The following is a 13,985-nucleotide window of genomic DNA, read 5'->3' as shown; positions in this document are numbered from 1 at the left end:
AGCCAATTGAGTCACTACGCAACAGATCCATCATTCGGGAGCAAAGAGGGGCAACGTAAAAAAGAAGGTACTGCCTTTGCCGACTTCGCTTTCTACCCAAATTCGCCCCCCATGTTGGCGGACAATGCTACGGCAAATAGCCAGCCCTAAGCCGGTGCCGCCCTTCTCGCGGGAGTCAGAACTATCCACTTGTTTAAAGCGATGAAAGATCGTCTCCAGATTGGCCGCCGGGATCCCTCGCCCCTGATCCTGCACCCAAAAGATAACTTGATGAGCATGGCGTTGTTTGGCCCCCAAGCGCACCGTTGCCCCCCTCGGCGAGAACTTGATGGCATTACTGAGCAGGTTGGTCAAGGTTTGAATAATGCGGTCGGGATCCGCATGTATCGTCACGGGCAAGGGCTGAGTTACCAAATGCACCTGGGCTTGCTCCGCCATCGAGCGCATGGTTTCGGCAGCATACCGAATCAGCTCCGCCGCATCACAGGGCTTTTTCTCCATGCTCAGGCTACCCGCTTCCATGCGATCCAAATCCAGAATGTCATTCACCAAACGCACCAGACGTTCGGTATTGGTGGCGGCAATTTGTAGCAGGCGTTCCCCTTTGGGCAGCAGGGATCCCAGCTTACCGGTAGCCATCAGGCTCAAGGCCCCGTGAATGGAGGTGAGGGGAGTACGCAACTCGTGGCTAACAATCGAGATAAATTCATCCTTCATGCCCTCCAACGCTTGTCGTTCCGTGATGTCTTCCACCATCGTCAGGCCATAGCCCTCTTCTTTTTGTTCCGATTTTTGTTCCGAGTGTTGTCCTGAGTCAGAGGTGGAAATACGGCCAAAGGTTAGTTGCGTCCACACCCAACGGCCATCCCGTCTTAAAAATCGCCTTACCTGCCGATAACTGTGAATCTCTCCCTGGGCAAGGCGCTCCTGTTGTTGTTTCTCCTGTTGCCATTCTTCTGGCGTCAGATCAAGACTCGCTTGGGCCAGGGATCCCAGGTGCAGCCCCACCAATTCAGAGGCATCGGCATACCCTAACATTTCCGCCAGGGCCCGGTTTGCCGTGAGAATATGGCCCTGCCGATGGGTCAGGGCAATCCCAATCGGCGCTTCTGTAAAAATGCTGCGGAACCGTTCCTCACTCTGGGCTAGGGCACGGTTGGCTTGTATCCATTCGGCTGTGCGGGCTTCCACCCGTCGTTCCAGTTCTTCATTAACCTGCCGTAGTTGCGCCTCCGCCTGCTTGCGCAAACTGATGTCGATCACCATATACAGGGTGCCCAAGAATCCTCCTTCCTGTTCCGACTCCAGCATCGGACTGGTGGACACCAAGCTCCAAAGCGGGGATCCATCTTTACGCCGCCAGCAAATCTCCAATTGTTCAGGGAAGACCTTATTTTGGCCTGGTGGAACCACCAGCCGCTGCACCATCTGGCGTTGATCCGGCTCGACAAATTCCACCAGGCCGCGCCCCAACATTTCTGGTGCGGTGTAGCCCAACAGTTGCCCCAAGCGACGATTGATAAAGCAGGTTTTTCCCTGTTTATCCACCACCCAGATCCCTTCCTGGGCTGTATCCACGATGCGTCGATACAGTTGTTCGTGCGCTCGCTGCGCATCCGGATGAACCTGTGGATGGGTTGGATCCCAAACTTTTCGGCCCTGATCAACTTCTGGGTCTGTGTTTACCAATGGCGCGGCAGGGACTTCCTCAGGGGTGGAGGGATACACGGTTGGATCCTCCAGGTGCCAAAAGCGGCGTAGCTGCAACTGAGCCATCACCTGCTCCGCCACCGTTTGCAATCCCTGTAATTGCGACAAACTAAACTGCCGTGGCCGCGGATCCATAACACTCAAAGTACCCAGCACAAAGCCTTCCCCATCGATCAAGGGCTGACTGGCATAGGCGCGAATCCAGGGATCCCTGACAACCAATGGATGCTCCCGATAGCGAGGATCCTGATCTAGATCGGTTAACAGCAACGGTTCGGGGCGACAAATAGCCTGTGCACACCAGGACTGTTCCCGAGGCAACGCTTCAATCTTCCAGCCATAAGCAGCCTTGAACCAATGGCGGGACTGATCGATAAAACCAATCAAGGCAATGGGTGCCTCACAAATCTGAGCCGCCAACCGACACAAATTATCCCATACAGGCTCAGCGGCAGTATCCAAAACACCATACCGATAGAGGGCTGCCAACCGAGCCGCCTCGTAGACTTCTGCAACATCAAGTTCTGTAGGCACCATGAGATTCGCTAGAAGACAGCGAATGAGACTAAATGAAACTATTGAAACAAAAAACAACCGTGTTCAGCCAATTGCTCGAGAGATCTAACAACCGCTGATCAGTCCACTCATCTGGTCAAGATCAATGAACTGGAGCTGTAGCAATATCATCAACAATGGCCCCATCTGTTGTCGTTGTACCTTTCTCGCCAAAGCCAGCTGTCTTTGATCGATAATGCCCTGCGCCAGCAACTGCTGCTCCAGGGAGGTTTCGTTGAACAGAGACATGGACAAACCATCCTTACGTGCAAGTAAGCCAAGGGGCTCGCCGTAGTTCTAAGCAGAGCACTGTGGCACTCAATTCCTCCTCAGCCTGCCGAATCCAGATGAATTTTCCCTGAAGCCAGGGTTAAGCCTCTCTGAACAGACGGAGACAGGCCGAGATCAGGCATGTACAGTGACTCTAAAGTAGAGAATGGATGTGAAGGACTTGTGAAACTCCACCCCTAGGGATCCCAGCGTGAAGCTCCTTTTGGTCGAAGATGAAGCCAGCTTGGCCACTGCTATTGTCGAGGCCCTCAGCGCAGATTACTACGTGGTGGATATTGCCCGTGATGGTCAAGAGGCTCAAGATTACCTGGAGGTCTACCCCTACGACCTGTTGATGTTGGATGTCGGTCTTCCCGACCAAAACGGTATTGATCTCTGCCGAGACTTGCGCACCCAAGGTTATACCCAGCCGATCCTGCTCTTAACTGCCCACAACCACAGCGAGACGAAAGTGGAAGGGTTGGATGCTGGGGCCGACGATTACCTGGTCAAGCCCTTTGAAATGACAGAATTGGCTGCCCGCATTCGTGCCCTTCTCCGACGAGGTCAAATTGCCCAACAACCGATTTTGAGCTGGGGAGAGCTACGGTTGGATCCCAGTAGTTGTGAAGTTAGCTTTGCCGATCTCCCTCTTCACCTTACCCCCAAAGAATACGCCCTACTAGAACTTTTTCTGCGCAATCCTCAGCGAGTATTTAGCCAAAGTGCCATCCTCGATCATCTCTGGACCTATGAAGATCCCCCAGGGACAGATACCGTGCGTGCCCATGTTAAAGGCTTACGCCACAAATTAAAGTCAGCCGCTGCACCCGACATCATCGAAACAGTCTATGGCTTGGGGTATCGCCTCAAAGCTCCACCAGAAGATCTGACCACACCTGCAGAGTCAAACCCTTCTCATCCTGAACCAGAGGAGCAGCCCAATCAAAGTTCCAAACAGCAACGCACCCAACAGGCCCTAGCCAAGACTTGGCAACGGTATCGTACCCAGCACTGGCAACGGTTAAACACTCTGGAAGATCTTGTTTCTCAGCTCTCTGGCGAGATCAGCCAGAATCCCGAATTAGAAATCACTCGTCATGAAGCCGAAGGAGAAGCTCACAAATTGGCAGGTTCTTTGGGTACTTTTGGTTTTAGTCAAGGCTCGGAGCTGGCTCGCCAGATCGAAGAGCAATTACACAAGAAACCACTCAGTGGATCCCAACTTAAACACTTAAGAAAAACAATAACAGCCCTTAGGCAAGCCTTTGAGTCATTTGACGCTACTCATGCCAATCTCCCTGTAATTGCAGCCTATTGGAGCAAAGCCACATCTTCTCCTTTCCAAAGCTTGGCAACAGAACATGGCTTTAAGATCAGACCGATTCCAAACCTTGATGCTCTAAATCATCCACAGGACTTTACCCCCTCACCCTCTGCTTGGATCATTGACCTAGATGAGATCCCAGAGATGGATCCCATAATCAATCTCATCCACTTCAAACAGCCCCACATCTCATATCCTCCCACCTCCCTAATTTTGCTAACAGAGAGAACTGACCTAACCACACGGGTTGAAACCTCCCGCCTTGGGAAACATATCCTCCTACAGAAGCCTCTCTCCTTTAATGAAATACTGATTACACTTAAAACTCAACTGGATCGACAAACAACTACAAATAGCAAAGACTCTGCTCTCAAGAGCCTCAAGAGAGCCAAAATTCTGGTTGTTGATGACGATGAATCTATGCTGTCTGCTCTAGAGGAGCTGTTGGATCCCTGGGGTTTAGAAGTCTATACTCTCTCTGAGCCAAAAGACTTTTTGAAACAACTCAATTACCTCAACCCTGAGCTTCTAATCCTCGACATAGAGATGCCCAAATTCAGTGGGATTGAACTTTGCCAGGTTGTACGTAATGACCCAGATTGGAGTTGGATCCCAGTACTCTTCCTCACCGCCCACACAGACTCTCAAATTGTTGAACAGGTCTTTTCGGTAGGAGGAGATGATTTTGTTAGTAAACCTATCGTTGGCCCGGAACTCATCACTCGTGTTTTCAACCGTCTAGAGCGCACAGAACTTCTACGACGAGTTTGGCAAAAGAACCTTCCAAAAGCCTAATCTCCCCTTTTTCAATTTCACTTTTCTATGGGTCACTTTGCACAAGTGTTGCACGATAGCTTAAAGGACAAGAAAAAGGACCAGATATGTTAATCTAGCCCTTGCAAAAACATTATTCAGCAATGACTAGCCTACGTTCCCTTCCAGGAGTTGTCAAGTCTCTGTTGGCTCAACTTCCTAGCCACGACTATCCGGTGATGAACACCCAGTTGTTCGTCAAAATCTGGCTGACCTATATTTTGGATAAGTCAGTCACAAGCTTGAGAGATCTATTCTTTCAACTCCACCACACTGGAGTAGAAGGTAGTTTATCTTCATTCTCTAGAGCTTGTTCAAGCCGAAGCTTACAGTCTATCAACCGACTTTTTGTGGATTTACTCCACCAAGTGCGTCGTCGGCCCAGCCAGAAAGATGTGATCATCTGTCCCTTTGATTCAACGGTCATCAGTTTGACAAGCAAGTTCTTCTGGGCAAAGCAGTATCATCAAGTCAAACTATTAACCACCTTGAACCAAGAGATGCAGGCTCCCAGTGAATTATTGATTCATTTTGGAGATAAGCACGACGCTTATTTTGGAGAACTAGTCTTAGGGACGACACCTGAGAATGGTTCAGCCGTAGGGGATAGAGGGTTTGCGCGCAAAGAGTTGTTCAATGAGTTTATCAATAGTAATAAACTGTTTTTAATCCGCATCAATAGCAACTAGATTGTTGACAATAATAGGTTGGTTGATGTGGGAGGGAGAAAAATTAGGGTAGTCAGTTTTTGTGATTTAGAGAAACAGATAGAGTATCGTTTAGCGACGAATGTGCCAATAGAGGTTATGGACGACGAGGATATTAGGGAAGCATATCGGCAACGGTGGGGGATAGAGCTACTATGGAAATTCCTCAAGGCCATCTTAAACTTGACCGACTAGCGACAAAGAGTGTGAACGGAGTGACGATTCGAATATATATGGTATTGATAGCTTATCTAATTCTATTGATGATAGAGATACCAAAAATATATGGCGAGAAATTATTAGACAAGTTGAGATATATTCAACTGATTATCCGTCAGGAAAGTAATTTTGTGATTTGGATGACTCGTATGACTGGAGGCTCTAAAGTGTAAAGTATTATGTCAGGATGCAACGCTTGTGGTCACTTCGGTTAATTCGGCTCTTGTCAATACACTTGTCAATACAAGAGAGCTGAAAGCTGCATCCCATTGTTTGTACTCTCAATAAGCTCAATAAGCACTGGATTTTTCGATATGCCCCATAGCTGTTTGACTGACAAAAGTTGATTGTAGGTAGCTGAGCACCTTACTGTGCGGTAGTTTCGGAGATTGAAGAGATGAAGGGGGAGTCAGCGTTCTAAGCTTACAGCCCTCTAATGCTCCGCAGTCGCGTGTCGCGTAGCATTAGCGTTGCTTAGCAACAATGCCTACGGCAGGCTGCGCCACCCCAAAAGTGAACACGGGTTTGCGACAACAACGGTAGTTTCCATAATCGATTTTAAAAGGGCTAGAGTGCTCCGCACCGCTGTCGCGAAGGGGATTGACCCTATGCTAGGTGACTAGCGGTCGCGCTAGCGTGCCCTTGGCGCAAAGGGCTGTAACTTTACAGGTGATCCCTCAAAGGCCACAAACGGCCATGGATTATCTCAGGTCTACTTGCAGGGAAGAAGACGTGGTGGTCCAACCGATAATTCTGGTCGGGCTATATCAGGCAGGAAAATTATTAATGCCATCAAGCTGATGAACCGGCCTGAATGCTACGACCTCGGTGTTGGATGGTCGGCTGCTGCAAGAGCAAAATGGTGGCAGTTCTGTGCCTATCCAAGATATTGACCTCCAGGGCTCGCCGGGTTCTGGCGAGCAGGGATCCCATCTGGTGGCTTTGTTAGGTCGAAGTCGCCTTTTGGGAGATGGAGAAGATTCTTGGCGCAGTGGGCTGGTGCGGGTATCTGGGTCGGGATCCCTGTTCGCTTGCTCTCAAGCAAATCCAGGCCGTAGGGTGAAAAGGTTGAGCCTTTTTAACTTTATCCATCTATGCCCAGTGCCACCCTGTTGGTGTCTTGCCCTGATCAAAAAGGGTTGGTCGCCAAGCTCTCCGCCTTCATCCACAGCTACGACGGCAACATCATCCATGCCGATCACCACACGGATCCGGAAGCGGGGTTGTTCTTGAGCCGCATCGAATGGGATCTGCAGGGCTTCCAACTGGAACGGGCGGAAATCATTCCTGCTTTTTCTGGCATTGCCCGAGGGATCCAGGCCAACTGGGAACTACACTTTTCCGATGCCTGCCCCCGCATTGCCCTCTGGGCTAGCAAACAAACCCACTGCCTGCTGGATCTGATTTGGCGGCAACGGGCCGGGGAGTTACCGGCGGAAATCCCCCTGATCATCAGCAACCACCCGGATTTGGAACCCACAGCCCGCTCCTTCGGCATCGACTACCACCACATCCCCGTTTCTCCAGACCATAAAGCTGAGGCAGAAGCCCAACAACTCGCCCTTCTGCAGCAATATCAGATCGATCTGGTGGTGTTGGCCAAATACATGCAGGTATTGAGCGGATCCCTGCTCCGTCAAGCCCCGCCGGTGATTAACATTCACCATTCCACCCTACCCGCTTTTGCCGGCGCCAATCCCTACCACCGTGCCCACCAACGGGGGGTGAAAATCATCGGCGCAACAGCCCACTACGCCACGGAAGATCTGGATGAAGGGCCGATCATCGAACAGGATGTGGTGCGAGTCAGCCACCGCGATACCGTGGCCGATCTGATCCGCAAGGGCCGAGATATGGAGCGGGTGGTTCTGGCACGGGCCGTGCGCTATCACCTGGAAAATCGCGTCCTGGTTTACCAGAACAAAACGGTGGTGTTTGCATAAGCAACAGACCCAACTCCTTCAAGGTGTAGCGCTGCCCAAAGGGATCCCTGGCCGTTCCCTCAGGAGGGCCATGATCTCATCCTTTAGATCTTGGAAGGCTGGAGTACGCTTGAGGCCGTAGTCCCGCTGGCTGGGCAAGTTCACCAGAATCTCCCGTTTGACGCGACCGGGATGGGAAGTGAGCACGTAAATGCGCTGGGAGAGAAAGACCGCCTCTTCCACATCGTGGGTGATCATCAAAATCGAGGTGCGCGTCCGTTGCCAGAGATCCAGCAAAAATTCCTGCATCGTCTCTTTGGTTTGCACATCCAAAGCGCCAAAGGGCTCGTCCAGTAGCAAAATTTTCGGTTGGGCCGCCAGAGCGCGGGCAATGGCCACCCGCTGCTTCATCCCGCCAGAGAGTTGATTCGGTAGAGCTTTGGCAAAGCGCTCCAGACCGACAATCTCCAGAAAATAGTCCACCCGTGCCGCCCGTTCCTGTCGCTTTACCCCCTGCAGTTTCAGGCCAAAGCCGACGTTTTCCGCCACGTTCATCCAGGGATAGAGGGTATAGGACTGGAACACCACTCCCCGATCCGCCCCCGGCCCGATCACCGGCTCTCCATCAACGCGGATGGATCCCCCGCTAGGTTGATCCAACCCGGCAATCAGGCGCAACAGGGTAGTTTTGCCAGAGCCAGAAGCCCCTACCACACAGACAAACTCCCCCGACTCCACGTGCAGATCGACGCCATCCAAAGCCAAGATAGGGCCTCGGCGGCTTGGGAAAGATTTGCTCAGGCCAACCACTTCCAAATGCACGGCAACCTCACAAGAACGCCCAACGGCAAGTCAAACGCACCAAACGCCGCAAGAGCAAATCCAGTAAAAACCCAATTAAGCCCAAAACAATCAGGCAAGCAAAAATCTCTTCCGTTCTAAAAAAGCGTTGTGCCAGTTGAATCCGCTTGCCCAGTCCCTCATTGGCCGCCACCAATTCCGCCACCACCACCAAGTTCCAGGAAGCCGCCATGTTGATGCGAAACGCATCGAGAATATTGGGGGTGATGTAGGGGGTGATTACCTGCAATAACACCTGCCAACGCCGTCCCCCCAGGGTGTAGGTGGCCTCGATCAACTCCTTGGGGATGAACTTCACCGCGTCCATAATCATCAGCATGTTGAAAAAGACGGTGCCGATGAAAATCAGGCCAATCTTAGGGGCTTCATCCAACCCCAGGTAAATGATCAACAGCGGGGTAAAAGCAGGGGCCGGCATATAGCGAAAAATGCCGCTAATCGGCTCGATCAGGGCACGAATGCTGGCGAAGGCACCCATGGCAATACCGAGGGGGGTCGCTACCACTGCTGCCAGCAGAAAACCACTGCTGACGCGCCCAAAACTGGCCAGCGTGTCATTCCATAGCAATCCCTCTCGCCAGAGGCGCATTAGGGCTGCCCACACCAGCGGGGGAGAAGGCAAAAAACGCGGTGGCACCCACCCCGACACCGATAACCCCCACCACAAGCTAAAAGGCACCAACACCGATAGCCCCATTAGCAGCAACGCCAGTGGGCGCGGGATCCCTTCCGCGATGCGCCAAAACACCGTCGGGGGCAGACTGGGGCGGGCGGGGGGAGAGTCAACCGGGGCTGTTAGCATCCTACTTTCTCATCTCCTGAAGGGATCCCTGCAGTCTCAACACAACAATGAAAGTACCAAGAATCACCGAAAATCAAAATCAACAGAATTACTGTCCAACGCCGATCGACTCTGCGTAAGCACGGACAAAGCGGTCATCGAACAACGCCTCCAAATCTTCAGGTCCTGCCGGAATAAAGCCCACCCCCACCATAAATTCCGTCATCTGCACGGCGGCATAGGGCATGTGTTGCATTCCCTCGCCAGGGCTAAAGGCTTCCAGATTGTCTTCAATCGTGAAGAAACGGGTGCCATCCTTGAACAGTTGCAGTTCTTCCGGGGTGACACCGGCCCGTCTGGCCATAATTTCGTCTGCGCGTTCCGGGTTTTCCTCCATAAATTTCAGAATATCGAACCAGCTATTCACCAAGGCTTGCACCTGATCTGGCTGCTCATCGATCAGCTTTTGGCTCACCACCAACAAATCGGGAATGGCCCCCGGAAACTCCGCCGAAGAAAACAGCTCTTTGCTGCCGGGCCGCTCCAGGGCTGTCAACCAGAACGGGGGGAAAGCGCCGACGGCATCCACCTGTCCGGCGGCAAACGCAGCAGCAGCGGCTCCGGTTTCCAGCGGCACAATCGTCACATCATCCCGAGAAAACCCCTCCCGTTCCAAGCCAAGGGTTAGCAGAAAATCATTCACCACCCCCTCTTCTACGGCCACCCGCTTACCGACAAGATCGGCAATGGTGTTGATCTCTTCGCTAACGATGATCTTGTCGTTGCCTGCCGAGTTGTCGTTGACCAGCACCACCACCTGACCATTCACCGATTCTGGTGCAAAGGAGATGGTGTCGTTCAGGGTCTGGGTATTGGCATCCAATTGTCCGGCGGCAAAGGCTTCCATCGACTCCACGTAGCCATCAAACCAGCGCAACTGCACATTGGCCCCATTTTTCTCGAAGATGCCCTCTTCCTCGCCAATCGCCCACGGCCACCATCCAGCCCAATTGCTGTAGCCCATTTGAATCGGCGTTTGTGCAAAAGCAGGGGTTGTTCCCCCGAGCATAAGGGTTGGCAGCAGGCCCAGCATCCAAGACAAAACCTGACGGCGACGTGGGATCCATGGCAAAGAAGTCATAAACCTACAGGGTAAACAGCGGGGTAACCAGACTGAGAATAAACCGTTCGCAGGGGTTGATTCCAGAGTCTGCCGAAGCCGATCATCAGATTGTTAAGTTGGCTACGGATTTCCCCTTAGCGCCTCTCCCATCAGTAGTCAAAGGTCATGGGTGGAAAGCGGGAAGCTTGCGGTTTTACGCTGCTTGGCTTTGGCTTAGAGCTAGGCTCCGCTTCGGAATAATCCACGAAGGCTTCGGCATCTTGCTTCAGGTTCTGCATGGCTTGGTCGATTTCCTGGAGCCGCGCGTGAATTTGCCCTTGTCGTTCTTGAATCGATTCCAACTCTTGGTGGAGCCGCTGCTTTTCGACTGTGAGTTGCTGCATTTCAGCGTAGAGGGCAGATTCGGTTTTGCGGCGGGGGATCGAGCGTAGCTTCGGGCGAGGACGGGAGCGGGGCACACGGGGCAAACTCATAATCAGGATCCCATGGGAAATGGCGTTGCGCACATCCTAACCGCACATCCCAACAAGGTAGGCCAAACTCTGCCGTAGCAGCGGGTCTAGAGAGATAATCGGCAAACACAACATCAGAAACATCAAAATAGACATGACGGAAATCGTCTGAGGATCCCTGGCAAAGCTGCACCTCTTGGCGACAAGCCCGTTCCTGGGTACGATCCGATTCGTCCGGCATAGGAAACTACAATGGCTGAAACAGTGGCAGAACTGCTGCAACGGTACAGCAGCGGTGAGCGAGACTTCAGCAGCAGCCAACTGGCGGATGCCAACCTGGAGGGGGCGGATCTGGCGGGGATTGACCTTGGTGGGGCAGTGCTCAAACAGGCCCAACTGGCCGCAGTCAACCTAGAGCGAGCTTACTTGAGCGGTGCCGATTTAAGTGGGGCTGATCTGAAGGGATCCAACCTGCGACTGGCTACCTTGGAAAAGGCCCAACTGCAGGGATCCCAGTTACAAGGGGCCAACCTGCGCGGGGCCAATCTCATCGGTGCAGATTTGAGTGGGGCCGATCTCAGTGCAGTGGATTTGGCGGGAGCCAACTTCACCGGGGCCAACCTAAAAGGGGCCACCTTAACCCAGTGCAAGCTTAAACTGGCCAACCTGCGTGAGGCCCGGTACGATGCAGCCACCCAAATGGAGGCGGATATCGACCCGGCATCCTTGGGGATGCTTCGGGAATAACCCACAATGTATCGGTCTGGATCATTATGGGGCGATCTCAGCACTCCGACCCACCTAGTCCTCCCGATCCAGATCCAGAGCCTCTTGAATTTCTGCATCGGTATAACCCACTGCCCGCATTTTTTCCGATACCACCTGAATTTCCTCGGGTGATAGCTCCTGTTGCCGCACCCGATCCCAGAGATTGGCCACAATTTGCATCAATAAGCCGCTGCTCTCCGCCTCGAACAACTCAAAGGCGGTGGCCAACTCGATCGCCTCCAGCACCTCTTCTCCAGTGCCAATCGGCTGATCGATGGATTGATCCTCCAACTGAACAAGCAACTGACGCAACTGGTTCAGGCCATCCCCAAGAGCAGACATGCAGCAGCCTCAAAACGGCACTTGGATCCCCACCCTACCAGACTGTAATCGTTCAACAGAAGGGAGCCGACAGATTCCGCTCCAGCTGGGGCTATCCTAATAAGGAGGAATCGATATGATTGTCAGAAAACCAAGAGGAGATGCATCGGTATGGCCCCAGCGAATGTCCTGCCCAACAGCCCCCAGTCCTTGGCGGGAGAAGCTCGCACCGCCCCTGATTACAGCAGTACAGTCTATCGGCAGGCCTACTCACGCATCAACGGCATTGTCATTGAAGGGGAACAAGAAGCCAACGACAACTATCTGAAACTGGCGGAGATGCTGCCTGAGGCGGCGGATGAGTTGCGCAAGCTGGCCAAGATGGAGTTGCGCCACATGAAAGGCTTCCAATCCTGTGGCAAAAACCTTCAGGTGGAGCCGGATATGGAGTTTGCCCGCGCCTTCTTTTCCCCGTTGCACAACAACTTCCAAAAAGCAGCGGCAGCTGGGGATTTGGTGACCTGCTTTGTGATTCAGTCTCTAATCATCGAGTGCTTTGCCATTGCCGCCTACAACATCTATATCCCGGTTGCTGATGATTTTGCTCGCAAGATCACCGAAGGGGTCGTCAAGGATGAGTATCTCCACCTGAATTTTGGGGAACGCTGGTTGGGAGAGCACTTCCCCGAGGTTAAGGCACAAATTGAAGTGGCCAATGCGCAAAACCTGCCTTTGGTTTGGCAAATGCTGCAACAGGTGGACGCGGATGTGGAGAACATCCATATGGATCGGGAAGCCATCGTGGAAGATTTTATGATTGCCTACGGTGAGGCTTTGGCCAATATCGGCTTTAGTACCCGCGAAGTGATGCGCCTTTCGGCCCAGGGATTACGAACTGCGTGACCGGTTTTAACCCCATTGCCCTGTTTGGCATGAGGCAAAAGGATTGGGTGGTTAGTCCAGATCTAGAAAAAAGCCTACCCCTCAGGGCATGGTCGTGTTCTGATGAGATCCAGGAATTGAATTATCCAAGTGAGTAAACCTCTATGTTCGGCCTGATCGGGCACTTAACCAGCCTTACCCATGCACAACGGGTGGCAGACAAGCTGGGCTACCCAGAATATGCGGACAGCGATCTTGAGTTTTGGTGCATGGCTCCCCCTCAGGTTGTGGATGAGATCACCGTCACCAGCATCACTGGCCAAAAGATCCACGGACAATACGTCGAATCCTGCTTCTTGCCAGAAATGTTGGCGGGTGGACGGGTCAAAGCTGCCTGCCGGAAGATCCTCAATGCGATGGCTTTGGCCCAACGGCGCGGGCTGAGTATCACCGCCCTGGGGGGGTTTAGCAGCATCATTTTCGAGAATTTTCGCCTCGATAGCCTCCGGCGAGTGCGCAATATCGACCTGGAAGTGCAGCGCTTCACCACCGGCAACACCCATACTGCCTACATCATCTGTCAACAGTTGCAACTGGCAGCCCAACGCTATGTTATGGATTTGGCGGCGGCGACGGTAGCTGTGGTAGGGGCCAGTGGGGATATTGGCAGTGCCATCTGTCAATGGCTGGCAGCCCATACCCAGCTGGGCAAATTGTTGTTGGTGGCGCGGGATCGACAACGGCTGGAAGAATTGCAGGCCAACCTCAAGCAGGGGGAGATCTGTTCGGTGGAGGATGCCCTCCCGCGGGCCGATTTCATTGTTTGGGTGGCGAGTATGAATCAGGGCATGGTTCTCAATCCGCAGGTGTTGCGGGATCCCTGTGTGATCATCGACGGCGGCTACCCGAAAAATATCGCTTCCAGCCTGCAACGGCAGGGGGTCTATGTGATCGATGGCGGCATGGTGGAGCACTCCCTTGACATCGAATGGAACATCATGCAATTTCTCAATGTGGCCAATCCGGCCCGCCAGCTTTTTGCCTGTTTTGCCGAATCGATGTTGTTGGAGTTCGAGGGACTCCACACCAATTTCAGTTGGGGCCGCAATCTGATTACCTTAGAAAAGCTGGATTTGATCGGGCAGCTTTCCCGCAAGCATGGCTTCCGACCGTTGATGCCAGAAGCCTAAAAATCCAGAGTTTCTCGGGATCCCTGTGGGCTTTGGGCAAGCCAGAAGTTCCCATCCTTTCATGAGGAGGGATCCCTAAAATCC

Annotated in this window: 12 protein-coding genes and 1 pseudogene; 6 read left to right on the top strand and 7 right to left on the bottom strand. The window is 52.7% G+C overall.

The features are described 5' to 3' along the window. Positions 1–30: 30 nt before the first annotated feature. A complete protein-coding gene (locus tag JX360_RS04240; RefSeq protein ID WP_244349351.1) occupies positions 31–2,247 on the bottom strand; it encodes a PAS domain S-box protein in 2,217 nt (738 codons plus the stop codon). Between the two features lie 84 nt (positions 2,248–2,331). Further along, positions 2,332–2,514: a DUF2949 domain-containing protein gene (locus tag JX360_RS04235; protein WP_244349350.1), complete on the bottom strand. Its 183-nt coding sequence runs from the start codon at positions 2,512–2,514 to the stop codon at positions 2,332–2,334. A gap of 232 nt (positions 2,515–2,746) precedes the next feature. On the opposite strand from JX360_RS04235, the gene JX360_RS04230 reads away from it, so the two are divergent. The 3 genes and pseudogenes from JX360_RS04230 (at position 2,747) to purU (ending at position 7,544) form a co-directional block, all read left to right on the top strand. After that, positions 2,747–4,657 carry a response regulator gene (locus tag JX360_RS04230; RefSeq protein ID WP_244349349.1) on the top strand — a complete coding sequence of 637 codons (1,911 nt, stop codon included), beginning with the start codon at positions 2,747–2,749 and terminating at the stop codon, positions 4,655–4,657. Between the two features lie 122 nt (positions 4,658–4,779). Then, positions 4,780–5,577, top strand: a pseudogene (locus JX360_RS04225) (transposase). Between the two features lie 1,118 nt (positions 5,578–6,695). Continuing rightward, complete coding sequence (gene purU, locus JX360_RS04220) at positions 6,696–7,544, top strand: formyltetrahydrofolate deformylase (RefSeq protein ID WP_244349347.1); 849 nt, start codon at positions 6,696–6,698, stop codon at positions 7,542–7,544. Positions 7,545–7,562: 18 nt separating this feature from the next. Here purU and JX360_RS04215 read toward each other — a convergent pair whose 3' ends face one another. The 4 genes from JX360_RS04215 to JX360_RS04200 all read right to left on the bottom strand — a co-directional run bounded on the left by JX360_RS04215 (position 7,563) and on the right by JX360_RS04200 (position 10,761). Then, positions 7,563–8,345, bottom strand: a complete 783-nt coding sequence (locus tag JX360_RS04215) for an ABC transporter ATP-binding protein (protein WP_244349346.1) — start codon at positions 8,343–8,345, stop codon at positions 7,563–7,565. Between the two features lie 7 nt (positions 8,346–8,352). Then, on the bottom strand, positions 8,353–9,186 hold the full coding sequence (locus JX360_RS04210; RefSeq protein ID WP_244349345.1) for an ABC transporter permease: 834 nt from the start codon (positions 9,184–9,186) through the stop codon (positions 8,353–8,355). Between the two features lie 88 nt (positions 9,187–9,274). Next, positions 9,275–10,234 carry an ABC transporter substrate-binding protein gene (locus JX360_RS04205; RefSeq protein WP_244349367.1) on the bottom strand — a complete coding sequence of 320 codons (960 nt, stop codon included), beginning with the start codon at positions 10,232–10,234 and terminating at the stop codon, positions 9,275–9,277. A 203-nt stretch (positions 10,235–10,437) separates the two neighbouring features. Then, entirely contained in the window at positions 10,438–10,761 is a 324-nt protein-coding gene (locus tag JX360_RS04200; protein WP_244349344.1) for a gas vesicle protein GvpV, read from the bottom strand. Positions 10,762–10,992: 231 nt separating this feature from the next. Here JX360_RS04200 and JX360_RS04195 point away from each other — a divergent pair, with 231 nt between their 5' ends. Further along, complete coding sequence (locus JX360_RS04195; RefSeq protein ID WP_244349342.1) at positions 10,993–11,487, top strand: pentapeptide repeat-containing protein; 495 nt, start codon at positions 10,993–10,995, stop codon at positions 11,485–11,487. A 54-nt stretch (positions 11,488–11,541) separates the two neighbouring features. Here JX360_RS04195 and JX360_RS04190 read toward each other — a convergent pair whose 3' ends face one another. Next, on the bottom strand, positions 11,542–11,850 hold the full coding sequence (locus JX360_RS04190; RefSeq protein WP_244349340.1) for a hypothetical protein: 309 nt from the start codon (positions 11,848–11,850) through the stop codon (positions 11,542–11,544). Between the two features lie 150 nt (positions 11,851–12,000). Here JX360_RS04190 and JX360_RS04185 point away from each other — a divergent pair, with 150 nt between their 5' ends. Together JX360_RS04185 and JX360_RS04180 are read left to right on the top strand one after the other, a co-directional pair. Continuing rightward, positions 12,001–12,732: an aldehyde oxygenase (deformylating) gene (locus JX360_RS04185; protein WP_244349339.1), complete on the top strand. Its 732-nt coding sequence runs from the start codon at positions 12,001–12,003 to the stop codon at positions 12,730–12,732. 143 nt (positions 12,733–12,875) lie between these two features. Continuing rightward, a complete protein-coding gene (locus tag JX360_RS04180; protein WP_244349338.1) occupies positions 12,876–13,901 on the top strand; it encodes a long-chain acyl-[acyl-carrier-protein] reductase in 1,026 nt (341 codons plus the stop codon). Positions 13,902–13,985 lie beyond the last annotated feature (84 nt).

It is taken from the genome of Thermostichus vulcanus str. 'Rupite', assembly GCF_022848905.1.
In the GTDB taxonomy this organism is placed as follows: domain Bacteria; phylum Cyanobacteriota; class Cyanobacteriia; order Thermostichales; family Thermostichaceae; genus Thermostichus; species Thermostichus vulcanus_A.
This window is presented reverse-complemented; position numbering and strand designations above follow the sequence as displayed.

What these genes read in the sequence shown, in the direction of transcription:
- JX360_RS04205 (WP_244349367.1), bottom strand. Translation starts at nt 10,234, where the DNA reads ATGCTCGGGGGAACAACCCCTGCTTTTGCACAAACGCCGATTCAAATG.
- purU (WP_244349347.1), top strand. Translation starts at nt 6,696, where the DNA reads ATGCCCAGTGCCACCCTGTTGGTGTCTTGCCCTGATCAAAAAGGGTTG.
- JX360_RS04235 (WP_244349350.1), bottom strand. Translation starts at nt 2,514, where the DNA reads ATGTCTCTGTTCAACGAAACCTCCCTGGAGCAGCAGTTGCTGGCGCAG.
- JX360_RS04200 (WP_244349344.1), bottom strand. Translation starts at nt 10,761, where the DNA reads ATGAGTTTGCCCCGTGTGCCCCGCTCCCGTCCTCGCCCGAAGCTACGC.
- JX360_RS04210 (WP_244349345.1), bottom strand. Translation starts at nt 9,186, where the DNA reads ATGCTAACAGCCCCGGTTGACTCTCCCCCCGCCCGCCCCAGTCTGCCC.
- JX360_RS04190 (WP_244349340.1), bottom strand. Translation starts at nt 11,850, where the DNA reads ATGTCTGCTCTTGGGGATGGCCTGAACCAGTTGCGTCAGTTGCTTGTT.
- JX360_RS04180 (WP_244349338.1), top strand. Translation starts at nt 12,876, where the DNA reads ATGTTCGGCCTGATCGGGCACTTAACCAGCCTTACCCATGCACAACGG.
- JX360_RS04185 (WP_244349339.1), top strand. Translation starts at nt 12,001, where the DNA reads ATGGCCCCAGCGAATGTCCTGCCCAACAGCCCCCAGTCCTTGGCGGGA.
- JX360_RS04240 (WP_244349351.1), bottom strand. Translation starts at nt 2,247, where the DNA reads ATGGTGCCTACAGAACTTGATGTTGCAGAAGTCTACGAGGCGGCTCGG.
- JX360_RS04195 (WP_244349342.1), top strand. Translation starts at nt 10,993, where the DNA reads ATGGCTGAAACAGTGGCAGAACTGCTGCAACGGTACAGCAGCGGTGAG.